At 39.8% G+C, this 21,361-nt stretch carries 26 protein-coding genes; 24 read left to right on the top strand and 2 right to left on the bottom strand.

Translation table 11 applies throughout. The annotated features are described in order from the left end of the window. Positions 1 to 15: 15 nt before the first annotated feature. From AKJ31_RS23350 to AKJ31_RS04815, 12 genes are all read left to right on the top strand, one after another. Positions 16 to 684 carry a hypothetical protein gene (locus AKJ31_RS23350; protein WP_053407946.1) on the top strand — a complete coding sequence of 223 codons (669 nt, stop codon included), beginning with the start codon at positions 16 to 18 and terminating at the stop codon, positions 682 to 684. A gap of 157 nt (positions 685 to 841) precedes the next feature. Then, positions 842 to 1,387, top strand: coding sequence for a hypothetical protein (locus tag AKJ31_RS04870; protein WP_053407945.1), 546 nt, complete (start codon positions 842 to 844; stop codon positions 1,385 to 1,387). A gap of 140 nt (positions 1,388 to 1,527) precedes the next feature. Further along, complete coding sequence (locus AKJ31_RS04865; protein ID WP_053407944.1) at positions 1,528 to 2,124, top strand: hypothetical protein; 597 nt, start codon at positions 1,528 to 1,530, stop codon at positions 2,122 to 2,124. Positions 2,125 to 2,269: 145 nt separating this feature from the next. Beyond that, the gene (locus AKJ31_RS04860) at positions 2,270 to 2,770 is read left to right on the top strand and encodes a DUF2569 domain-containing protein (protein ID WP_053407943.1); all 501 of its coding nucleotides are present in this window, start codon (positions 2,270 to 2,272) and stop codon (positions 2,768 to 2,770) included. Between the two features lie 162 nt (positions 2,771 to 2,932). Continuing rightward, positions 2,933 to 3,538: a hypothetical protein gene (locus tag AKJ31_RS04855; RefSeq protein WP_053407942.1), complete on the top strand. Its 606-nt coding sequence runs from the start codon at positions 2,933 to 2,935 to the stop codon at positions 3,536 to 3,538. Between the two features lie 635 nt (positions 3,539 to 4,173). Further along, the gene (locus AKJ31_RS04850; protein ID WP_211263032.1) at positions 4,174 to 4,422 is read left to right on the top strand and encodes a bacteriocin immunity protein; all 249 of its coding nucleotides are present in this window, start codon (positions 4,174 to 4,176) and stop codon (positions 4,420 to 4,422) included. Between the two features lie 173 nt (positions 4,423 to 4,595). Then, the gene (locus tag AKJ31_RS04845) at positions 4,596 to 5,027 is read left to right on the top strand and encodes an NUDIX hydrolase (protein ID WP_025579966.1); all 432 of its coding nucleotides are present in this window, start codon (positions 4,596 to 4,598) and stop codon (positions 5,025 to 5,027) included. A gap of 137 nt (positions 5,028 to 5,164) precedes the next feature. After that, positions 5,165 to 5,686 carry a hypothetical protein gene (locus AKJ31_RS04840; RefSeq protein WP_053407941.1) on the top strand — a complete coding sequence of 174 codons (522 nt, stop codon included), beginning with the start codon at positions 5,165 to 5,167 and terminating at the stop codon, positions 5,684 to 5,686. A 623-nt stretch (positions 5,687 to 6,309) separates the two neighbouring features. Next, a complete protein-coding gene (locus AKJ31_RS04835; RefSeq protein ID WP_000349471.1) occupies positions 6,310 to 6,762 on the top strand; it encodes a DUF6998 domain-containing protein in 453 nt (150 codons plus the stop codon). 153 nt (positions 6,763 to 6,915) lie between these two features. Then, complete coding sequence (locus AKJ31_RS04830; RefSeq protein ID WP_053407940.1) at positions 6,916 to 7,530, top strand: hypothetical protein; 615 nt, start codon at positions 6,916 to 6,918, stop codon at positions 7,528 to 7,530. A 633-nt stretch (positions 7,531 to 8,163) separates the two neighbouring features. Then, positions 8,164 to 8,502: a hypothetical protein gene (locus tag AKJ31_RS04820; RefSeq protein WP_053407938.1), complete on the top strand. Its 339-nt coding sequence runs from the start codon at positions 8,164 to 8,166 to the stop codon at positions 8,500 to 8,502. Between the two features lie 133 nt (positions 8,503 to 8,635). Continuing rightward, complete coding sequence (locus tag AKJ31_RS04815; protein ID WP_053407937.1) at positions 8,636 to 8,956, top strand: hypothetical protein; 321 nt, start codon at positions 8,636 to 8,638, stop codon at positions 8,954 to 8,956. 105 nt (positions 8,957 to 9,061) lie between these two features. Here AKJ31_RS04815 and AKJ31_RS04810 read toward each other — a convergent pair whose 3' ends face one another. Continuing rightward, positions 9,062 to 9,352: a type II toxin-antitoxin system RelE family toxin gene (locus AKJ31_RS04810; protein WP_053407936.1), complete on the bottom strand. Its 291-nt coding sequence runs from the start codon at positions 9,350 to 9,352 to the stop codon at positions 9,062 to 9,064. Next, positions 9,342 to 9,590 carry a type II toxin-antitoxin system Phd/YefM family antitoxin gene (locus AKJ31_RS04805; RefSeq protein WP_005377003.1) on the bottom strand — a complete coding sequence of 83 codons (249 nt, stop codon included), beginning with the start codon at positions 9,588 to 9,590 and terminating at the stop codon, positions 9,342 to 9,344. The genes AKJ31_RS04810 and AKJ31_RS04805 overlap by 11 nt, the downstream gene beginning before the upstream one ends. Positions 9,591 to 9,797: 207 nt before the next feature. Between AKJ31_RS04805 and AKJ31_RS04800 the strand changes: the two genes are divergently transcribed. From AKJ31_RS04800 to AKJ31_RS04735, 12 genes are all read left to right on the top strand, one after another. Further along, entirely contained in the window at positions 9,798 to 10,244 is a 447-nt protein-coding gene (locus AKJ31_RS04800) for a hypothetical protein (RefSeq protein ID WP_157052310.1), read from the top strand. 171 nt (positions 10,245 to 10,415) lie between these two features. Beyond that, complete coding sequence (locus AKJ31_RS04795; RefSeq protein ID WP_053407934.1) at positions 10,416 to 11,525, top strand: HNH endonuclease; 1,110 nt, start codon at positions 10,416 to 10,418, stop codon at positions 11,523 to 11,525. 1,691 nt (positions 11,526 to 13,216) lie between these two features. Continuing rightward, entirely contained in the window at positions 13,217 to 13,918 is a 702-nt protein-coding gene (locus AKJ31_RS04790) for a hypothetical protein (protein WP_053407933.1), read from the top strand. 852 nt (positions 13,919 to 14,770) lie between these two features. Beyond that, positions 14,771 to 15,217, top strand: a complete 447-nt coding sequence (locus AKJ31_RS23395; protein WP_342665530.1) for a DUF2971 domain-containing protein — start codon at positions 14,771 to 14,773, stop codon at positions 15,215 to 15,217. 127 nt (positions 15,218 to 15,344) lie between these two features. Further along, positions 15,345 to 15,746, top strand: coding sequence for a hypothetical protein (locus AKJ31_RS04775; RefSeq protein WP_053407931.1), 402 nt, complete (start codon positions 15,345 to 15,347; stop codon positions 15,744 to 15,746). Positions 15,747 to 15,949: 203 nt separating this feature from the next. After that, a complete protein-coding gene (locus tag AKJ31_RS04770) occupies positions 15,950 to 16,165 on the top strand; it encodes a DUF4177 domain-containing protein (protein WP_010450692.1) in 216 nt (71 codons plus the stop codon). Then, positions 16,126 to 16,392, top strand: a complete 267-nt coding sequence (gene yidD, locus AKJ31_RS22460) for a membrane protein insertion efficiency factor YidD (protein WP_342665528.1) — start codon at positions 16,126 to 16,128, stop codon at positions 16,390 to 16,392. The genes AKJ31_RS04770 and yidD overlap by 40 nt, the downstream gene beginning before the upstream one ends. Next, the gene (locus AKJ31_RS04765; protein WP_053407930.1) at positions 16,392 to 16,781 is read left to right on the top strand and encodes a hypothetical protein; all 390 of its coding nucleotides are present in this window, start codon (positions 16,392 to 16,394) and stop codon (positions 16,779 to 16,781) included. The genes yidD and AKJ31_RS04765 overlap by 1 nt, the downstream gene beginning before the upstream one ends. Before the next feature lie 204 nt (positions 16,782 to 16,985). Beyond that, a complete protein-coding gene (locus AKJ31_RS04760; protein WP_053407929.1) occupies positions 16,986 to 17,246 on the top strand; it encodes a hypothetical protein in 261 nt (86 codons plus the stop codon). Positions 17,247 to 19,177: 1,931 nt separating this feature from the next. After that, entirely contained in the window at positions 19,178 to 20,059 is an 882-nt protein-coding gene (locus AKJ31_RS04745; RefSeq protein ID WP_053407926.1) for an acyl-CoA thioester hydrolase/BAAT C-terminal domain-containing protein, read from the top strand. A gap of 145 nt (positions 20,060 to 20,204) precedes the next feature. After that, positions 20,205 to 20,390 (top strand): hypothetical protein, encoded by a 186-nt coding sequence (locus AKJ31_RS04740; protein ID WP_053407925.1) that lies wholly within the window; start codon positions 20,205 to 20,207, stop codon positions 20,388 to 20,390. Between the two features lie 136 nt (positions 20,391 to 20,526). Then, on the top strand, positions 20,527 to 21,213 hold the full coding sequence (locus tag AKJ31_RS04735; RefSeq protein ID WP_053407924.1) for a DUF4336 domain-containing protein: 687 nt from the start codon (positions 20,527 to 20,529) through the stop codon (positions 21,211 to 21,213). Positions 21,214 to 21,361: the final 148 nt, after the last annotated feature.

Here is a 21,361-nt window from a genome sequence, read left to right as displayed (position 1 = left end):
ATAAAGGGCAAATTTATGCGAAATATTCTGCTGGTTTTAGCTAGCTTTAGCGTTTTATCTGGCTGTACTTCACTAAAACATAATGGTGGAGGTGTTGAAGAAACACTTATTGATCACCCGCCGATTGGTGTTGAGGCTGTAGCTTATGTGGGTGATGAAATGCTAGCGAAAGGAAAGCAAACCACAGTGAATGCGATATCTTTGAAGCACAGCACCTCCGTAGGTGTGCTCGGTGGTTACACTTTTTCTCCGGGCATTTATACGCAAATAGGACACAGCCAAAATAAAATTTTCTATACACCGACACAATACGGTATGGTTCAAGCAAGCGCATTAGCAGACCCTTATGGTGGCATGTACGTAGATCAGAAAACCCGAGAAATTTGTGGCGTTTCTACTTTAGGAGGCACGGTGTGTACATCTGCTGAGTTTAAAAATATCAAGCATACAACGAACGACATGCTATCTTTTCAACAGACACTACTCTATTCCGGTAAAGTTGGTAATAAAATCAATATTAGCTATCGCGAATTTAGCAATGGTCAAGCACGAGCTGCGTTTACAAATGATGTTGAATATGACTTAAATTCATCAAAAGTAATCGGGTATAAAGGTGCTCAAGTAGAGATTATTGAGGCAAATAACCATAGTGTTAAATACAAAGTACTCAAAAACTTTCGATAACGCGTTTGCCTAACAAAGCATTTAAGAGTGATTCCCAACGCTTGGCATTTTTCATTCCATCGTTGGGTTTAGTGTTTACGGTGGTATCGTTAGGTTTAGTGGTAGCGTTGCTCACACCTTAATACGGCGTTATATTAATTTTTTGAGTTAGGTATTTATGGCAAATTTAATAGATAGAGTAGTAATTGCGAATGCTCCAATTGATCCCACTGCATCTGAATTTCTTGTTTCAATTAGCCCGCACTATCCATCTATAATCATTACTGCTCTTATTGGTATTGGCAGCATTTTCACTTCTGCTGCTGTTGTTTACATAACTCGTAAGAACCAAGAATCTCAGAACCGAGCAAAGCTATCGGAGCTTCGTTACGAATGGCTAAAAGAGTTTAGAGAGACCGCATCAGAATTTATAGGTGTTTGTACTCATATAAAATCTTGCTTCAACAATCATAGTTTCGAGAAAGGTCAATTCGACCTTCTTCAAATGCAAGCGTACTCTCTACGAAGTCGGTTAATTTTAATGTTAGATACGGATACTGACATTAAGTTAGTCATTGAAAAATTAACTCAAGACTTAATCGTTAGTGCCATCGATACAAATATAAATGACAGAGACTACCTGTCTTATTTGGACCAAAATCGAGCACAATTCATTGAAGTGGCCAATCAATTTTGGTCTCAAGTCCAAGCGGAACTAAATTAATATAACAAACGCTTCAAGACGGATTCGCAACGCTCGGCGGTTTTGGTTTGAATCGGCTTTTGTGTTTTCGGTGCAATAATTGAGTGTCGTGGTAGTGTTGCTCACCACTTAAGCGGGCGTTATAAATACGAGGAAGAATTGTGGTAGAAATTGATAATGAAGAACTGGAGCGAAGAGCAGCTATTACACTTGAGTGTGGTGGGGTACAGCCAATGCATAATTTGTTTTATACATACTCTGTAAGATATTCTGCCGAAAGAGCTATCGCCGCCTTCAAACAATATGACTATCTACTTACCCAAACAAATGACGCTTCAACACTAATTAGTGAGGTACAGGAAGCTATTCTTCACGTTGGGGCATTATCAAGATATTTTTGGCCTTCACCATCTGGGCGTAAGAAAGACAAACAGCAAAGAGCGTTGAGAATGCAGAGAGGTGAATACTTGAAGAATCTGTACAAGCTTACAGATGACTCACCTTTAGCAAATCGCGAACTTAGAAATGCCTGGGAGCACTTCGATGAAAAAATGGACACATACTTACTCACTCAAATGGCAGGGTCTTTTTTCCCGTCGCCAATCATAGGTTCACATGAGTTAGCGGATAGTCCGACCGGAAAAATATTTAAACTATTAGACCCAGAGGTTGAATGTTTAGTTTTACTGGGGCAAAAGTTCTTTTTCGCTCCCTTAAGGCACGAAGTCGAGCGCATATTTCCAGAATTTACGAAATAGTATTTATAACAAAGCGTTTAAGGCAGATTCACAACGCGTGGCATTCTCAGTTTAAATTGAGCTTTGTGTTTAAGGTGTAATGGTTTAGGTTAGGTGGCTGCGTTGCTCACTACTTAACGCGGCGTTATGTACTTAGGAGTAAAGTATGGAAACAACGGAAGTATCTGAAAGAAATGAGCCACTAAAAATTGGTGGTTGGCTAATCCTTATCGCTATTGGTGTTGTCATCGCACCTGTTAGATTGTTGTATTTTGTGGGTGTTACTTATCCTTCAATTTTTATTGATGGAACGTGGGAGGTGCTTACGACTTATGATAGTGAGATCTACTCACCGCTTTGGGGACCTATCATAATCGGAGAAATAGTGGGTAATCTACTGTTTGCATTCTTGGGAATTTATTTGGCTTACCTATTTTTTACGAAAAGGTCGGTATTTCCTAAGTGGTATCTTGGGTTGGCCATAACCTCTACGGCCTTTATCCTGATAGATGCGTATCTTGTATCTATAGTGTTACCAGAAATGGAAGTGTTTGACTCTGAAACAACGCAAGAAGTGGTGCGTAGCTTGTTTACCTTATGTGTTTGGTCTCCCTATCTTTTATTCTCTCAAAGGTCAAAAAGTACGTTTATAAAAGTACGTACATAACAAAGCGTTTAAGAGGGATTCTCAACGCTTGGCAGTTTTGTTTCAAAGCTTAGCTTTTGTGTTTATGGCACAATGGCTTAAGTTGGGTGGCATCGCGTTGTTCACCCCTTAACGCGGCGTTAGGCTTTCCATCGTTAATATTCATGATTGAGGAGTACATGAATGGATTGGCTACATAAGATAGGTACATTGCTACCAGTAACAGTTGTGGTAGCTATATCACTCTTTATTCTAAGAGAATGCGTTGATCTTGTTAAAAAATATCGTGAAAAACAAAGGAAAACTAGAGCAATCAAGTTACTACTAGCAGAAGAACTAGAACGGAATCATTGGGCTCTTTTGACGGTTTTCAATGTACTAAAAGAGATTAAAGAGTATACAGATGAACAAAAAGAAGTTGAATACTCATTGATTATCGCTCGGAATGGTTTGGAGCATTATCATGCCGAACTTGAAGATGGGCACTCTGGGTCGGGAATATTCCGGTTCGACTTCTCTGTCTATGAAAAGCTTTTAGTCTCGATAGCTGAACTTGATGAAAAATTATTTGAAGCGATCAGTGCAACGTATACTAAAACTAGAGAATTAAATCACTATCGAGATACACTTTTAGACTACCTCAGCGGCGAAGATCTTGCACCTACACCTGAAATCACAAAAGGCTTCTTATGTGGCTTGTCTGAAGAAGAAGCTGATTATTATGGGTACTTAAATGATTCCTACAAGCTATTAACGGGCACTACGTTAGAGAAAAAGCGATTGTGGTAACAAAAAGCCTAACAAAGCGTTTAAGACAGATTCCCAACGCTTGGCATTTTTCATTCCATCGTTGGGTTTTGTGTTTACGGTGGTATGGTTAAGTTTCGTGGTGGCGTTGCTCACTACTTAACGCGGCGTTAGTTGCCAACGAGAAAAACGCAGCTAAAGCAGAATGTTTAGAGTTAAAATCAGTGTGTTTTTGGTGGGGTTTCGTACTTCAATTTTGAATCGCTCGGGTTTGTGAAAATCGTTCTCAGGTTTCTTTTGTGGTTGGATTTTCCGTTTCAGAAATCGGTTTATATGTTGAAAGTTAGCTCTGTAACATTGTTTGTCCAAAGGCGCTTTTTGGTGTTGTTAATCCGTTTTCTACTGCGCTTTGTGTCCCAAGTGGTTTCAGTGACAGGCGCTTTGAAACTACGCCTGATTTGAGTTTTTCAAAGCACGTAAAAACAGTGTTGGCAAAGCGGCAATCAACTTCAAATCAAAGCTTTAGGCTTGGCAACTAACAAAGCATTTAAGAGGGATTCACAACGCTTGGCAGTTTTGGTTTGAATTGGCTTTAGTGTTTACGGCACAATGGTTTAGGTTAGGTGGTGGCGTTGTTCACCCCTTAATGCGGCGTTATGTGACTAAAGGAGGTTAATTTGAATATTGGGAAACTAAGTAAAGAGCAATTGATAGAGTTAGCGAACAGGTTTCTAAATGCTGAAAGTGAAGAAGAAAGCTCTTACTTGTACAACGAGTTCAATAAGCAATTCAGTCATCCCGATGCTGCAAACTTGTTTTTCTACCCTGAAAACTATAATGCTAGAAAAATGGGTTTGTCGGATTATGCTCCTACAGTCGAGGAAGTAATAGAAATCGCATTACGACATAAACCAATTCAGCTTTAAGTTCGTGAAAGTTCAGCTTGAAATCCACACATCACATAACAAACTGTTCAAGACGGACTGCCAACGCGAGGCACTTTTGTTTCTGGTTAGGTTAAGTGATTACGGTGGTTTATTTAGGTTTTGTGGTAAGTTGGCAGCCACTTAACAGGGCGTTATATGCACGGGAGAGTTCAGTGGAAGAAAGAATCCGAAAGAGGGAAGTCAAAGTCTGCCCTATAGTGCTTAGAAAATCAGGAAACAATCGCGAGTTACTGCTGTTTGAACATCCATTAGCTGAAGTTCAGTTGGTTAAAGGCACATTAGAACAGTCGGATATTTCTATTGAAAGTGCCGCCTTGAGAGAGCTGAAAGAAGAATCAGGGTTATCTAGCGTATCAAGAACTCGCTACCTAGGTAGTTGGGAAAGCGGTTTTCAAAATCATTTGTGGCACTTCGTGCTTTGTGAAATAGAGCAACAATTACCGAATAATTGGAGTTTCTTTACTCAAGACGACGGCGGGCATGAATTCAATTTCTTCTGGCATAAAGTAGGCAGTCAGCCCGATTTTAAGTGTCATAAAGTATTCTCTGACGCCATCAAACAAGTGGAAATTCTGTGCATATAACAAACAATTTAAGAGGGATTCACAACGCTTGGCATTTTTGCTTCTACTTCAAATTTAGTGTTTATGGCACAATGCTTTAGGTTCGGTGGTTGCGTTGCTCACCCCTTAATTGGGCGTTATACGTAACGGAGTTGGTTATGAGTTTTCTAACATTAACTGAATCAAGAGACTTATTAGATAAGTGTAAGTTTGAGCTTTCCTTACTGACGGCTTGCAAGTCGAACCCAGAGTGCGAATATCATGCCTTTAACTTAGTAGTTGGATTGAATCACCTTTTTGAATGGGCGTTCAAAGAAGGGGATTTCGAGCGTAAAGTCTCGTGCTTTGCTCGCTTCAACCCTTTCCAAGATGAAGTATCGCGTGATTTCAAGGAAGTATTAAGCGAGTTTAAGGAGCCCTGTAAAGTCAACCCTTACCAAATGACTATCCGTCAGCTTTGTAATGGGGCTAAACACTTCAAAAAGAAAGCGAATTATCAGTCTAAACGCAATGTCACTGCGGTTATGGGAAGTCTCCATATGGGCAGTGAAGTTGCTGCTATGGGGGCTTTTAGTCACTATAGTTATTTGGTCGATATCGATGGTACAGATGTTGAAATATTAGAGTTATTGAAAGTTCAGGTTGAGGCTTGGAGCGACTTCTTTGAAAGTAACGTATAACAATCAATTTAAGAGGGATTCACAACGCTTGGCATTTTTGCTTCTACTTCAAAATTAGTGTTTATGGCACAATGCTTTAGGTTGGGTGGAGGCGTTGTTCACCCCTTAATTGGGCGTTAGTTGCCAACGAGGAAAAATGTACCTAAAGCAGAATGTTTAGGGCCAATGTCCGTGTGTTTTTGGCTAGGTTTTCGTATTTCAATTTCTAGTTATTAGGTGTTGTGAAAATCGTGCTTTGGTTCCTTGCGCGATTTGGGTTTTCTGTTTCAGAAGCTGATTAGCTTGTTGAAAGCCTGCTCTGCTGCATTATCGTTCCAAAAGGTTTGTTTGGTGTTCAAATTCCGTTTTCTACGGCGTTGTAAATTCCAAGTGGTTTCAGTGACAGGCGCTTTGAAACTGCGCCTGATCTAAGTATCTCAAGATACGAAATATGGGCGTTGGCAAAGTCCAGTAAACTTCAAGTCACTGCCTTGGGCTTGGCAACTAACAAACTGTTCAAGAGGGATTCCCAACGCTTGGCGGTTTGGTGTTAAATTTGGTAAACGTGTTTACGGTGCTATTTTAAGTAAGGTGGTGGCGTTGGTCACCCCTTAACAGGGCGTTAGGCGAAAAGAGGTATTAAATTGGATCACGAGAAATTTCAAAGCCTAGTTAAAGGCTTGTACCAGACTGTATCAGAACTAGAAAATATGTTTCCTGGTAGACACTTTACTCCTGACGGTCACATGGTTGGTAGTCTGGGAGAATGTCTGGTAGCTGACGCTTATAGGCTTGAACTATTGACTGCTTCTAATAAAGGTTTTGACGCACTCAGTCCATCAGGAGCTAAGGTTGAAATCAAGGCAACTCAATCTACTCGTGTCGCTTTTAGAAGTTGTCCAGAGCATGCAATAGTAATTAAGATCCTCCCAGACGGGACATTTGAAGAATTCTATAACGGCAGTGGCTCACGTATTTGGGAGCTGTTTTCAGGCAAACCTCTACCCAGCAACGGGCAATATCAAATTGCATTGTCGAAGTTGGCTACCTTGAACAAACAAGTGCCAGAATCCGAAAAACTTGAGCAATTCGCCTAACAAACAATTTAAGAGGGATTCCCAACGCTTGGCACTTTTGCTTCTACTTCAATTTTAGTGGTTACGGTACAATGCTTTAGGTTGGGTGGTAGCGTTGCTCACCCCTTAATTGGGCGTTAGCTGGCATAGGCAGCATTACATTAAAGGCATAATATGGAAGTTAATTATAAGAACTACAATGCAAAGTCCCTATTGGAGGCTTTATCTACTATCGATGCTGACGCATATCCCGAGAACTATAAGAATTTGACTGAGCAAATTGCCCTCAGGCAAGAAGAAATAGATGCGTTTTATCAAGAGCAAGAATTGGCTCAGAAGTTAAAGTGGAGTAGAGCTTTAACTTTCGTAGGTGTCAGCCAAGTATTGGTTGCATTAATTGCTATTGTTATGTTGGTTCTTTCTCTGCCGACTTTAACAATGGCTAAGATTGGTATGTCAATTTTTATAGTATTGCTAAATGGTATTGCGGGGATAACGCTAATCAAGCGCCTTCCTAAAGGTTACCTGTTGTCGTTTGTTAACCTAGGCCTTCAAGTTTTTTCTTTTGGCGCTGGTCATTTCTATTTCAATTATTACGGATTAGGCGGTGTATTCTTAGCGTTGGACTGGGTAAGTGACACATACAATTGGTTCTCAGCATCATTTAATCTTGGCGGCTCTTTGTTTGAACTCTCAACCCAAAGTGAGCATGGCTTCTTGCAAGTGGACCTTCTAGCGATATTATATCTTTGGGTTGTTAGTAAGGCATCGTCAAAAATAACCAGCTAACAAAGCGTTTAAGAGTGACTCACAACGCGTGGCATTTTTGATTTGCGTTGGGTTGTGTGATTACGGTGCTTTGCAGGAGCATTTTTATTGCGTTGCTCGCACCTTAACGCGGCGTTAGGTTGCTTTTAAGATTGCAGGCTTGGTAGTTCTGCGCTAAGCCACTTCAAGTCCATCGGTTGAAGTTACTTTCGCGTCTGTGTGGATCGAGCATCTTCATGTGAAAGCGCCGTTTTGTGGCTAAATTTCGAGTTCAGTGGTTCACCGTATTTGAGTCTGAACGGCCAAAATAGTCGTCAGAAACCGCTTGTTCCAAAAAGCTCTGTGGTTCGGTGTTTTTAAATTCGGCGCACGTTGGTTTTGGTGAACCACCGCAAATTTAGTGAAGCGCTTGTTATTAAACTTCAGTGGCTGTTGCGGTGCACTCAGCATTGGTGTTTTATAGGTCAACCACTGCATTCCAAATCAGCAAAGGCGCATGAAATAAGCATTCCTAACAAACTGCTTAAGACGGACTGCCAACGCGCGGCGGTTTTACTTCTGGTTAGGTTTGGTGTTTACGGTGGTTTATTTAAGTTTGGTGGCAGGTTGGCAGCCACTTAGCAGGGCGTTAGGTGTTTTAGGGAAAACTCAACTATGAAAAAGTTTTTTGATTGGTTTTTTCAACAAAAACACATTGAGAGTTGGTTCAAGTGGCTCGAGTGGGTAACGCTTACCGCTGCAATAGGAGCTGCGTACTGGGAAACAAAAAGCAATTGGGTCTTAGCTTTAGTTGTTCTCAGCTTTATTTACGTTTGTTACGCAGCAATAACCGGAGTTGGTTATGTGTTTTGGAGTGCATTTGCTAGGTATGAGCCGAAAAAAGCGACGATAGAAAACATTTCTTACGTAGTAGGCCCCATAATTGGATTTGGTGTTTTCTATGTTTTGACGCTTGTTTTCATTGGGATATTAGAGCTTGGCAAAAACACCTAACAAACAATTCAAGCAGATTCGTAACGCTTGGCGAATTTACTATGCGTTGGTTTTTGTATTTTAAGTGGTTTGCAACGGCTTGGTCAGTGCGTTACTCACTACTTAATTGGGCGTTAGTTGCATTTAGGAGTTTATGAACGATAACGATAGAACAAGTAAGCTAAGAAAAATGGCTACGATTTATCTGCTTTGTTTGTTGTTGCCCTTTGTCTCATCTGCTTTTACAGGTAAGGATAATGGGCGCGCGCTGTTATTTATTGTCTGGCCGTTGGTATCACTTTGGTACTTCCTAGCCTACAGAAAAGTAGCAAATACTTACGAATGCGCAATCGCAAAACACTTAGCATTCAGTAAAGGTGGTGGTGGGACTTTTCACGGGGTTTTGTATAGCTTGTCATCATTTATAATATTCGTGTTGGTCGCGTTTCCTATCTACGAAATGTTTACGCAGTAGCAACTAACAAGGCGTTCAAGAGCGATTCCGCAACGCGTGCCAGTTTCGCTTCGCTCACAGTATGGCACGCATCACGTCACGCCTTAACGCGGCGTTATACCGCAATCAATCATCTAACCTTTTCATAGCGTTACGGTAAACATCGCTACGTTCGCGTTTCCCGACAGCTAAGACGGTTACAATGATGACATCGTCTTCAACTTTGTAGACGAGACGGTAGCCCGATTGACGCAGCTTAATTTTATACATGTTGTCAGCTCCAGAAAGCTTTGAAGCCGGGACATGTGGGTTATCTAAGCGCTCGATTAGCTTTTTCTTAAATTGTTGTTGCAGAGTAGAGCCAAGCTTTTTCCACTCTTTGAGTGCGCTCTTTTTAAAGTCGAGTTTATAGGTCATCAATATTTACCGAAATGCTCTCTTCAGACTCACGCTCTTTAGCGATAGCTAGTAGTTCAAGATCTTCGAGTCTGTCCATCATCATTTCGTACGCTTCGGCAGGTACACAATAAAATGCTGGCTCATTTCGGTTTAGTACAGCAACAGGTTCGCCGTAAGCACTAGTTGCAACTTTCATAGGATTAGCTTTCAACTCAGTAATGCTTGCAGCAACATCGGCTAAAATTCTAGTGGTCATATATTAGGTCTCTTAAGTGGTCTTTATGTTGGTCATTTTAGCCTCAACCAAGCGGTATAACAAGACGTTTAAGACGGATTCCCAACGCTCGGCATTTTCGGTTTGCTTCATCTTTGGTGTTTACGGCACAATACTTTAAATGTAGGGGTATGCGTTGCTCACCACTTAACGCGGCGTTAGCCATCAGTCGATATGGAGTTCGAAGCTTTGAAAGATTCTGAGTTTAAAAGTTTTTCGCATAAACTGCCTTTAGGTCATGAAATCTCAAGTAATGGTCAAAACATATCTGTAATAGGCAATTATCGACCAGATATCTCAATAAAGGATGCTAGTGGCACGATTCAAATTGTGCTTGAAAGTGAAACAAAGTCAGATAGAAAAGCGTTTATTGGCGCACTCACACATGCTTTCAAATATGCAGATGAGTCCAATGTGTCCTTTACCTTGGTATTTGTTATGAAAGAAACTGGTAGTCAAACTACAGTTGAGCAAGTAGCAAATAATCTAAGACCGTATTATGTTTGGTTGCAAGGGGTGGTTACGACAAAATTAAAAGGTACATTTTTAATTTCTGATGACGCTTACGTAAAATCTAAGGAATGTGGTGAAAGAATACTGTCCACAGAATTTCAAGCTAGGTGTCATCGCCTTTAAAGATGGCTAACAAACTGTTTAAGAGTGATTCGCAACGCGTGGCATTTTCACTATGCGTTGGGTTCAGTGTTTAAGGTGGTATGCGGAAGCTTCGGTCTTGCGTTGCTCACACCTTAACAGGGCGTTAGCATTACAGGGCTGTGGCATTCTGTTAAAGATAGATTGAATATAATGAGAATTGATAATTATAGATGTGCATATTGTGGGCTTGAACTTAAGTCAAACACTTATGGAAATATTGATCATATTAAGCCCAAAGGGTCGTATTTTGGTCAAAACTTTGAATTTGATAACTTAATTGTTATTTGCCCTGCATGTAATGCGCGACCTAAATTTACTGGAGTAGAGTTCAGTAATTACCTATTGCAACTATTGACTAAGTCCAAGGACTATTACGATATCGTAGAAGACCATAGATTTGATGGAAGTCACGTATTTGAAGCAGATATAACGGCCAAAAACAACAACAGGTCGTTGTTTTTTGTTTGTAAAAGCGTCGCTTCTTTTGTTACCTCTAATTTAACAAGTGTCATTAAAGAGATTGAGTCATATAGGTTGGAAACAGACTTTGATTACTATGTACTTGCATTTCCGGGAATCTTGTCTTCAGAGCAGACCACTCGGCTTAAAAAACACAATATTGTTGTATGGGATGCAAGGCATATTGCTAAACTATTCAGAACTGAAATAGATGAAGTGGGTGACGATAAATTTGGCTATTTTTACGGATTACTTGATAGTCATGGTTCCATATCTCAAGAAGAGATATTAGTAAACAAACTAAGGAACTGTGACGTTGGCATTAAGTCTTGGAGTTTATACCAGAAGCTAGTTGGCGAAATACTAGAGCATTTGTTTTGCCCACCACTCAATAAACCTATTTCTGAATCACCTGATTTAGAGGAAGCAAATCGAAGAGATTGGATTATTCCCAACTATAGTGATACTGGCTTCTGGCAGTATTTACGTGATAAATACCAAGCAGAATATTTAGTTGTTGATGCTAAGAATCACACAAAACCAATTAAGAAAACACATGTGCTACAAATGGCAAACTATTTGAAACCACATGGGGCAGGTATGTTTGGAATCCTAGTCACAAGAAATGGAGCAGATAAATCGTCGTTGCTTACTATCAGAGAGCAATGGGTCACCGCACAAAAGATGATAGTAGTTTTAACTGATTCAGATGTAGAAGCTATGCTGTTAGAAAAAGCAGCCTCTGGTGAACCTTCAAATGTATTAGCTGGGATTATTGAAAAGTTCAGGTTGTCGATGTAATGCTAACAAGCAATTTAAGAGGGATTCACAACGCTTGGCACTTGTGCTTCTACTTCAAATTTAGTGTTTATGGCACTATGCGTTAGGTTGGGTGGAGGCGTTGTTAACCCCTTAATTGGGCGTTAGTTGCCAACGAGGAAAACGCAGCTAATGCAGAATGTTTAGAGTTAAAGTCAGTGTGTTTTTGGTGGTTTTTCGTACTTCAATTTTGAATCGTTCGGGTTTGTGAAAATCGCTCTCTGGTTTCTTTTTTGGTTGGATTTTCTGTTTCAGAAACCGATTTACTTGTTGAAAGTCAGATTTGTAATATTGTCTTCTCAAATAAGCTTTTCGGTGTTGTCAGTCCGTTTTCTACGGCGTTGCGTGTTCCAAGTGGTTTCAGTGACAAACGCTTTGAAACTACGCCTGATTTGAGTTTTCCAACATACGTAAAGCAAGTGTTGGCAAAGCGGTAATACACTTCAAATCAAAGCTTTAGGTTTGGCAACTAACAAAGCATTCAAGAGGGATTCACAATGCTTGGCAGTTTTGGTTTGAATTAGCTTAAGTGTTTACGGCACAATGGGTTAGTTCGGGTGGAATGCGTTGTTCACCCCTTAATGCGGCGTTAGTTGCCAACGAGGAAAAACGTGCCTAAAGCAGAATGTTTAGGGTTAATGTCCGTGTGTTTTTGGCTAGGTTTTCGTATTTCAATTTCTAGCTAATTGGGTTTGTGAAAATCGTGCTTTGGTTTCTTGTACGGTTTAGTTTTTCTGTTTCAGAAACCGATTTATATGTTGAAAGTTAGCTGTGTAACATTGTCTGTCCTAAGGAGCTTTTTGGTGTTGTTAGCCAGTTTTCTACGGCGTTGTATGTTCCAAGTGGTTTCAGTGACAGGCGCTTTGAAACTGCGCCTGATTTGAGTTTCTTAAAACACGTAAAGCTAGTGTTGGTAAAGCGGCAATTAACATCAAATCAAAGTGTTAGGTTTGGCAACTAACAAAGCATTCAAGAGGGATTCACAACGCTTGGCAGTTTTGGTTTGAATCGGCTTTAGTGTTTACGGCACAATGGTTTAAGTTTGGTGGTCTGCGTTGTTCACCACTTAATGCGGCGTTATACGCAGAGTGACTCTTGCTGATTATTCCTTGTGCCAAAGTCACCTTTTCTTGTAGTTCTTCGCTTTGTATTTCCTTGTGTTTTCGTTAAATCATCAGGTAATGTCCCCGAAGTCTTCAGGCTCAAATTCGACGCGGTAGTGTTTGTTGAAACTCAGCTCTATCAAGTAGTCTGCCCAAAAGCTTACGTGCTTGCTGAAGTTCTGTTTTCTTTGGTGTTGTGTGTTTCAAGTGCGCTTCAATCAAAAATCGCTGAATGTCTTAGTCTCACAAAAGTGCATCAATACACATAAAAAATCGTGCTTACAAAGTGGGGCTTGGCTTAAAATCGTAGCTTCAGCGTTGGGCGTATAACAAAGCATTTAAGCGCGATTCACAACGCGTGGCATTTTTGGTTTGCGTCGAATCTTGTGTTTAAGGCGCAATGCGGTAGCCGTTGTGTATTGCGTTGTTCACGCCTTAATGCGGCGTTATGCTTGTTACCGATTTTCTGGTAGTGTATGATTTTCAATCGCTAGTACGGCGTTGAGCTTATCCTTTATTGCGATAACTCTTGCTTATCTAAATAATTAATGCAAAGCAATCGAGGTTCATGTGAATCAAGATAATTTTAAAAAAATTAATAATTTTTCTTTAATTTTTGTCGCATTTGTTCTTATCCAGCCAGTCATCGCGTTAATGATGGATTTGCCAAGCTCACTTTTTGTTTTTAAGAAAGTAGCTGATCTGCTAAATATTGATTTTATACAGAGTGGTGGTCGTTATGTTATAGCCGCAATTAACATTGTAGTTATTACTTGTTTATACATTAAAAAATATCGTGCTTTTACATTAAAGTTTTCCCTCGCTTTGTTGAGTTGTGCCATTATTGCTCACCTATTGATTGGCGTACAATTACCCTTCTATGGTAAAGCGCAGACATCTATGTATGGCATGATCGATAATGGCGACTATTTTTCTGCCATTTACGAAGCGAGGAATTATGGTTTTAGCAGCGAAGACGTCATATTAACCTCCAATGGTTATAAAATATTTGTGCCTGAAAGTTATGATTTTGGCTTTTCTTTTGTATCATATTTAATTGCCTTTGGATTGAATTTGGTATTGTTAAAATGGAACCGTAACAACAAGCCAGCGAAGACTAACCGTACTCCTAATGAGTTTAAGAAGTTTGATACTTACTATGATCCCAGACTGCCAGAGCGTTCATGTCCAAATTGCTCAAGTAGTATTAAGAAAGGCAAAGTTGTGTGCGGTAGCTGTGGGAAGTTGGATAGTAGCGTAATATCAACATAGCAAATTGTTCAAGAGTGATTCTTTACTATCTATACGCTGGTTTCAGGGATTAAGGTGTTATGCGGAGGTTTCGCAGATAAAGCAGAGTGTTTAGGGTTAAAGTCAGTGTGTTCTTGCTTGGGCACCGGATTTCAATTTTGAATCATTCGGGTTTGTGAAAATCTTGCTTTGGTTTCTTGTGTGGTTGGATTTTCTATTTCATAAACTGATTTAATTATTGAAAGTCAGCTCTGTAACACTGTTTTTCCAAAAGGGCTTTTTGGTGTTGTTAGCTCGTTTTCTGCGTCGCTGTATGTTCCAAGTGGTTTCGGTGATAGACGCTTTGAGTCTGCGCCTGATTTTAGTTTTTCAACGTGTAAGTATTGGCAAAGCGGCAATCAACTTCAAATCAAAGCTTTAGATTTGTCAATTAACAAAGCATTCAAGAGGATTCCACAACGCTTGGCAGTTTTGGTTTGAATAAGCTTTAGTGTTTACGGCACTTGGTTTAGTTTGGGTGTAATGCGTTGTTCACCCCTTAATGCGGCGTTATGACACAAAACCACGGGAGTTTATTTTGGATAACCTTTGGTTTAAATATAGAGGTATCTCGAAGTACACTCTTGCGATATCTCTAAACAAACAGATTTACTTACCTACTTCAAGCCAACTCAACGATCCGTTCGACGCTCAGTTACTTCCAAGTAGTTTCATGCAGAATTGAGAAAGTTGGGTGCTACTCCATCCAGAGATGATTTTGATTTACATGAATCCTACGCTAAAAAACAGCTGCAAAATTATGGTATTTACAGCCTCAGCAGAAAGCCCAATGATATTTTAATGTGGTCGCATTATGCGTAATCTCATACCGGTATCTGTATTGGTTTCAATGAAGACATAACTTATTATTTTTGTGGTTTTGACTGGACAATTTGGGTTATGGAAGTACCGTATGAGAGCGAGCTCACATTTAAAAAGATCCTCGAAGATCTGCAATCCAAATCAAGATTCAACAGTGTCCATGTTTTTGCTAACCATTGTATGCTGGGGCAGGCGTTGCTTGAAGCTGCACTGACTATAAAGCATGAAAGTTGGAAATACGAAAACGAGGTGCGTGTAGTTTCAGAGATGAATAGTTTTCAAAGTTTCATGAGCGCCGCAATAGACTGCGTAATTCTAGGTAAGGGCATTAGTAAATCTGACGAATTCACTTTACGTTCAATTCTATCTGCGTCTGAATGGAGCCATGTCAAAATTTATCGTGCTGTCCGCAGTGAGGCTGCTTTGGCATTGAAGCTAATAGAAGCAAATGTGCCATAACAAATCATTTAACAGTGATTCGCGAGGCTCGGTGTTTTCGGTTTCAATTGGTTTGTTGATTGCGGTGCTGTGTTTGATTAAGTTGTCAGCGTTGCTCATTACTTAACGTTGCGTTTGGAGTTTATGCATGAAATTCATCTTTAGTGGCGTTTTTGCATCGATTGCTTATAGCTCTATTGGAGCAGAGCAGGTAACAACTCAAGACTTATATGAGAAGTTCAACATGAGAACCATCTACAGTTCTTATGGCCAGCGTCTTAAGTATTATTGTGAAAGTTATCCTAAACAATTCTTTTCTATAGAGGGGGCTTCATTTGTTTCTGATAGTCGTCTTGAGTTAGTTTCAGGTGAAGATGTTTGGTTTTTTACTATTTCAGAGCCAAATATCATATCTGTGGGTAATCATATAACTTCAGGCACATATAATAGTGTTTCAACGTATGCACTTTACTTTGATCGCAAGGCTCAGGATTGGAAGGCAAAGGAAACATATATAGATATACCGAAGGATTGTGAGAGCTATGAATAAAACTACTAACAATAAATTTAGAGTGATTCAGCACGCGTGGCATTGATTCAGCTTAAGTGCTTACAGCACAAAGCGTTAGGTTGAATGTCCGCGTTGCTCGTACCTTAATGCGGCGTTATACAGCAAATGTCACAATATTCATCTTGATGCATTTTATTGCTTATTGTAATATCCCGTTTTTATGAAATTAGTTGGTTATAAAGATGACAAAGTTTACAGAGTATAAAGTGGTTCACATTGTTGAAGGTGGCTGTGGCACAATCCTCCTAGGCGCAAGTGGTTTGCCTGTGCAAAAAATGGAAGCAGAACTGAACAAATATGTACAAGATGGCTGGCAGGTTGTCTTTCAAGTTGTTGAGCAAAAGCGCTTTATGCTGTTTTGGAAGCGCGAGGCTGTGATTATTACTCTTGGCCGATAAGTTTGCTCAAGTATATCTCTCTGAAATTGATCCACCTCTATCAGGTTAGCGGTGGTTCAAGGCAATTGTTAAATATTGAATGTAATTTTGAGCCTACTTGTTCTGAATACACCAAACAATGTATTGCAAAGTATGGGGCGATAAAAGGTTGGAAACTTGGCTTGACAAGAATTAAGCGGTGCAATCAACCTGACCTCATTGAAAAAATATATGATGAGGTACCGTAATGCGCTTATTTGAACCGATTGAACAGTTAGAACAAAAAGAAGAGTTGTTGAGAAGCCGGGTAAATTCATTACCTGAAACCCAAAAAAAAGAATTCTATGAACGTCAATCAAAAAAACACAAGGATCCAGACACCTACGCAACGTTGAACTGGTTCTTCCTTGGCGGTTTTCACCACTGTTACATGGGCAAATATGCACTATTTGCATTGGAGCTGGCAGTGTTAATTGTAAGCATCATTGGCCTTATTCTAGGTCATTCTAGTGCATTTCTTATACTCGTATTGCTAGTTATCTATGAATTACCACAACTGTTTTTTTCACAGAAAATCGCGAGACAGCACAACTATAAGTTATCTTGTGAAATCTTCAATGACGTACGAAGAGACTAGGTTGGAGTTGCTGTATAACAAACTGTTCAAGAGTGATTCGCAACGCGTGGCATTTTTACTATACGTTAATTTTAGTGATTAAGGCGGTTTGCGGTGGCATCGGTGTTGCGTTAATCTCCCCTGAATTGGACGTTATGCTTTATAGGGTAATAAAGTAACATTTTATGGGTTTTTTAATATTACTATGTTAAATAGGATGGAAAAATGGAAGAAAAACAAGTAACTAAATCAACTCTAACTACTACAGCTATGGTGGCTATAATTGCTTGTATTATTGCGGTGAGTGTTTCTTATTCACACTTTATGGAAGCACAAGTGGTGGAGTATAATGATGGGGAATTATTTGGACAATATCTTGCAGCGATATCTATGGGTGTAATCGCCTTTGTATGCTTATGTGTAGCAGTGCGAAGTTTGCTGATTAAGTCAGGAAAAATAAAAGTAAAAAACTTAGAAGTAATATAAAAATAAATTTTGTTGTATTTTAAAGAAGAAAAACTATTGAAGTGCGAGTTACTTTGTTAATTAAAGGTGCTTTAAGAGTATCCACTGAGAAATTCATCGTTGAATCTCTAACATAACAAGTCATTCAAAGCGACTCGCAACGTGTGGCTGAGTTGTTTGAGTAAGTTTTTCGTTTGCGGCGCAATACGGTAAGTTAGTCATTGCGTCGCTCGCACTCTAATGCAGCGTTATGCGACAAGGCTAAAACTTTAGATTTCTTCAATTTAGTTCTCTTTAGCAACTCGTTTTCTGTTTCGGCAAACCAACATTTTCGGCTCAAGTTCTTAAATTTCTCAAATCGTCAAACATGTCAAAGTTCGTGAAGTGGCTTCATTAAAAATCGCTCTTGGGCGCGGAAAGTTTTCGGGCGTAAAGTGTGGAAAGGGCAAGTTCATGGAAGCCTGTATTTACTGGCATTGTGGTTCGTTAAGTTTCTCGCAAGAAAAAGACAATTCTTCGCTTTAAGGCAGCGTTCCGTGCTTGTGGCTGCCTTTTTAGGAGATGTTGAGTCCGTTGGTTCTTGAATTACAAAAAGCTATCTGCGCGTTTGTGGTTTTTCGTGTTTAAGGTAATGTTTTCGTTAGCCAATGTAGCAATGCCGAAAAACTGCATAACAAACAATTTAAGCAGATTCAGCACACGTGGCATTTTTGGTATACGTTGATTTCGTTGGTGAAGTGCTTTTCTGTAACTTCGGTATGGCGTGCTTCATCCCATATCTAGGCGTTATATTCTCACGGAAAAAATATGAACTATCTCGCTAAGTTTGTTTTCTTATTCCGGTGCTAAATATTCATGTTGCATACTATCTCCCGGAAGGTGGAGGCATGAGAGAATTGATAGTTAAGAACACGTTAGTAACCCTAGTGGTTGGTTCTTCCATTATATGGTTAATTTCGCTAGGTGACTTTCTAGCTACAGCATCAAGATATCCGGCTGATTATATGTATTTGGTCTTGGGAATAGTTTTGGCTGTCCTAATATCTATCTATACAGTTCGTGATCTTGAAGAAAATTCGTGGCATAAGTCTTTTGCAATTTACTTCGTATACTATTTCGGCGCATTGAGTTTGTTTGCAGATGGGCATCAAGCTGGGTGGAGTCACAGCGAGAGTCTTCTTGATAAGCTGTTTATGTCGGGGTTTTATCTTTTTGTGTTTTCATTTTCGTTTGTTGTCCCGCTTATCATTGGCTTAATATCTTTCACTCACGCCTACCTTCTTTCCATCGCGGTTACAAATAGACGCGTATAACAAAGCATTTAAGACGGATTCACAACGCTCGGTGGTATTGGTTCAAAGTTCAGTGTAAGTGTTTATGGCAAATACTTAAGTTTGGATGGTATAGCGTTATCGCCCCTTAACGCGGCGTTATTACTCACTATGGAGATTGATCGCAATAAGGTGTTTGAGTGATTTTTGTACAGGTATGCTTTGGTACTCTAAGGGGATAAGCTTAACTATGTCAGGCGCTTAAAATGCTAGATACTTGCTTGTCCAACACCAAAATTCTTATCATAGAGTTTGCTAAATATTATCTAGCGGCGGTTGTCGTTATTGGCCTGAAAGGTGAACTCTTCAATATCGCCTTAAGGGTTTGGTCTGATAATCAAATGTCTTTCTATGGTGACGGTTTGTGGCAAATCACTTTGATTTTAGCCTTCTTTGTAACTTGCTGCGTCTTGTTTAATAAGTACAGCCCGGAATAGTCGTGAAATTGCGTCATAACAAACATCCTAAGAGTGATTTGGCACGTGTGCCATTACTACTATGCGTTAGATTTAGTGGTTAAGGGTTGTCTTCATCGTCATCGGTATTACTTTGCTCACCCCATAAACCAAACGTTAAGCGGCAATCTAGCAGGTCGACATCTTTATAGCCTAAGAGAGAAACATGAGATTATCTAAAGCAGTGATTTTAGTTTCGACACTTTTATGTTCATTTTGTGCGTCTGCGGTTTCTCAACGACCTATCGATGACTCAGCGATCGTAGGTGAACTTTATTACACTGAAGGTAGGATGAATCAACCCGTTATTATGATTTTAGGTGGGTCTGGAGGTGGTGATTTCGTTGAGAAGTATGCTGTAGTCCGAGTGAGTGTAAACGAGTTGGTAAGTAAAGGTTATGCGATTCTTTCACTAACTTACTTTGATCAAGAGAGCCAATCATCGCGTATACCAACATCACTGAAGCGAGTGCCGCTTGAATACTTCGAACAGGCATTTAATTGGGTCCAAACTCAACCTGAGTTAAAGAAAAACTCTATTGCAGTATACGGTACAAGTCGTGGTGGTGAGTTGGCCCTGATTCTAGCGAGTAAATTCGCAATCATTGACCTAGTTGTTGCCGGTGTACCGAGTGCATATGTATGGAGCTCTTATGACCGATACCGGACTAGAAAAGATATCTTAAAACTAATTAAAACTGATCCATGCCAATCAGCATGGACATGGAAGGGGAAAGATATTGCCAATATTTGTTTAAAGTATTCAGTCAACTATAAACCTTGGTATAACGTCATAGATAATAAAGAACTGGTGGAAGGATTTTTGATCCCTGTAGAGAAGAGCAGTGCTGCGATATTGCTGACTTCTGCACGGTATGACACTGTATGGCCTTCCTACGAAATGTCAAAACAGATTATGTCTAAACTTGATTCAAGTAATTACGCTTATCCGTATAAACACATTAGCTATCGTTCAGATCACTTTATACATACTAGAAGCTGGCCTGATGTGTCTGAGTTTATTGAATTGCATTATCCTGCCCATTAGCAGGAAATTACGCATAACACAGCATTTAAGAACGATTCCCAATACTCGGAATTGTTAGCTTTCAAGAAAACTATAACTATCTCAAAGAAATAAAATCTCAACTTAATTAAACTGGTTGCTTATTGTCAGCTACAAGGAAATATATATGTCTGTAGACAATGATAAACAAGAAGTTACTGTTGTAGATGTAAAAATGCCATTTATGTCGATGGTTGTTTTTATGGTTAAGTTTGCTATTGCTTCGATCCCTGCCTTTATAATCCTAAGCGTTATTTTTGGTATTTTAATGGCATTGTTTGGTGGCATGTTCCACGGTATGGGACGGTATTAAAAGCTCCAAAGGGCTTCATAGGAGTTCAACGCTTTATTACTTTCGATTCTAATCGGCTTGAGTGTTTACGACACAATAGCCTAAGTCGAGTAAGCAGCGTTTCACCACTTAAGCGGACGTTAGTGATTGGAGGAGCATGGAAAAATTAGCGAATGAAATATGGATATTTGATGGTGAACCTGTTCAGTTCTTAGGGTTGCCTTATTCCACTCGAATGACGGTTGTGAGACTTTCTAGTGGAGATCTATGGGTTCACAGTCCAATCAAGTTATCAGCTTCAATTGCGGAGCAAGTTAACAGTCTAGGGTGGGTTAAATATTTAATTGCTCCCAACCATTTACACCACTTGTTCTTATCTGAATGGGTTTCCGCTTATCCTGACGCTGAAGTTTATGGCACCAATGAGGTGATTAAAAAACGTCGCGATATCTCTTTTCATACCTCTCTTAATAACCCGCAGAGTTACGCTTGGGAACCTGACATTGAACAAGAATTGTTTTCTGGTTCTCCGCTAATGGAAGAGTGTGTGTTTTACCATAGTAGTTCAAGTACCTTAATTGTTACCGACTTAGTTGAGAACTTTTCAGGTCAGGACTTTAACTACTGGCAACGGGTTGTGGTGAAAGGTGTTGGTATACTCGCCCCTAATGGGAAAATGCCTTTGGATTGGCGTTTAAGCTTCATGTTTGGTAAAGCTGACGCGCGGAAACACCTTAATAGGTTGTTGTCTTGGAACCCGCAAATACTAGTCATGGCTCACGGCGAAATTGTGCATGAAAATGCCGACGAGTTCTTACAGCAGTCTTTCAAGTGGTTAGTATGAGAACTCATTGACAAATCGCATAATAAAACGCTTATCCGATGTTTGGTGCTCCCACTTTCTTAAGGGCTATGAGTTCAAAGTTGCTAGGATAGACTTACACTCTAAATTTGTTGCGCAGAATAGCTGCACCGGCTAAAACACTTCTTCA

It is taken from the genome of Vibrio hepatarius (assembly GCF_001274785.1).
In the GTDB taxonomy this organism is placed as follows: Bacteria; Pseudomonadota; Gammaproteobacteria; order Enterobacterales; family Vibrionaceae; genus Vibrio; species Vibrio hepatarius.
The sequence above is the reverse complement of the archived record's forward strand: the minus strand, read 5'-3'. Positions and strand labels throughout refer to the sequence as shown.

What these genes read in the sequence shown, in the direction of transcription:
- AKJ31_RS04870 (WP_053407945.1), top strand. Translation starts at nt 842, where the DNA reads ATGGCAAATTTAATAGATAGAGTAGTAATTGCGAATGCTCCAATTGAT.
- AKJ31_RS04770 (WP_010450692.1), top strand. Translation starts at nt 15,950, where the DNA reads ATGACAAAGTTTACAGAGTATAAAGTGGTTCACATTGTTGAAGGTGGC.
- AKJ31_RS04860 (WP_053407943.1), top strand. Translation starts at nt 2,270, where the DNA reads ATGGAAACAACGGAAGTATCTGAAAGAAATGAGCCACTAAAAATTGGT.
- AKJ31_RS04760 (WP_053407929.1), top strand. Translation starts at nt 16,986, where the DNA reads ATGGAAGAAAAACAAGTAACTAAATCAACTCTAACTACTACAGCTATG.
- AKJ31_RS04805 (WP_005377003.1), bottom strand. Translation starts at nt 9,590, where the DNA reads ATGACCACTAGAATTTTAGCCGATGTTGCTGCAAGCATTACTGAGTTG.
- AKJ31_RS23350 (WP_053407946.1), top strand. Translation starts at nt 16, where the DNA reads ATGCGAAATATTCTGCTGGTTTTAGCTAGCTTTAGCGTTTTATCTGGC.
- AKJ31_RS04815 (WP_053407937.1), top strand. Translation starts at nt 8,636, where the DNA reads ATGAACGATAACGATAGAACAAGTAAGCTAAGAAAAATGGCTACGATT.
- AKJ31_RS04740 (WP_053407925.1), top strand. Translation starts at nt 20,205, where the DNA reads ATGTCTGTAGACAATGATAAACAAGAAGTTACTGTTGTAGATGTAAAA.
- AKJ31_RS04830 (WP_053407940.1), top strand. Translation starts at nt 6,916, where the DNA reads ATGGAAGTTAATTATAAGAACTACAATGCAAAGTCCCTATTGGAGGCT.
- AKJ31_RS04765 (WP_053407930.1), top strand. Translation starts at nt 16,392, where the DNA reads ATGCGCTTATTTGAACCGATTGAACAGTTAGAACAAAAAGAAGAGTTG.
- AKJ31_RS04810 (WP_053407936.1), bottom strand. Translation starts at nt 9,352, where the DNA reads ATGACCTATAAACTCGACTTTAAAAAGAGCGCACTCAAAGAGTGGAAA.
- AKJ31_RS04775 (WP_053407931.1), top strand. Translation starts at nt 15,345, where the DNA reads ATGAAATTCATCTTTAGTGGCGTTTTTGCATCGATTGCTTATAGCTCT.
- AKJ31_RS04855 (WP_053407942.1), top strand. Translation starts at nt 2,933, where the DNA reads ATGGATTGGCTACATAAGATAGGTACATTGCTACCAGTAACAGTTGTG.
- AKJ31_RS04745 (WP_053407926.1), top strand. Translation starts at nt 19,178, where the DNA reads ATGAGATTATCTAAAGCAGTGATTTTAGTTTCGACACTTTTATGTTCA.
- AKJ31_RS04820 (WP_053407938.1), top strand. Translation starts at nt 8,164, where the DNA reads ATGAAAAAGTTTTTTGATTGGTTTTTTCAACAAAAACACATTGAGAGT.
- AKJ31_RS04735 (WP_053407924.1), top strand. Translation starts at nt 20,527, where the DNA reads ATGGAAAAATTAGCGAATGAAATATGGATATTTGATGGTGAACCTGTT.
- AKJ31_RS04795 (WP_053407934.1), top strand. Translation starts at nt 10,416, where the DNA reads ATGAGAATTGATAATTATAGATGTGCATATTGTGGGCTTGAACTTAAG.
- AKJ31_RS04840 (WP_053407941.1), top strand. Translation starts at nt 5,165, where the DNA reads ATGAGTTTTCTAACATTAACTGAATCAAGAGACTTATTAGATAAGTGT.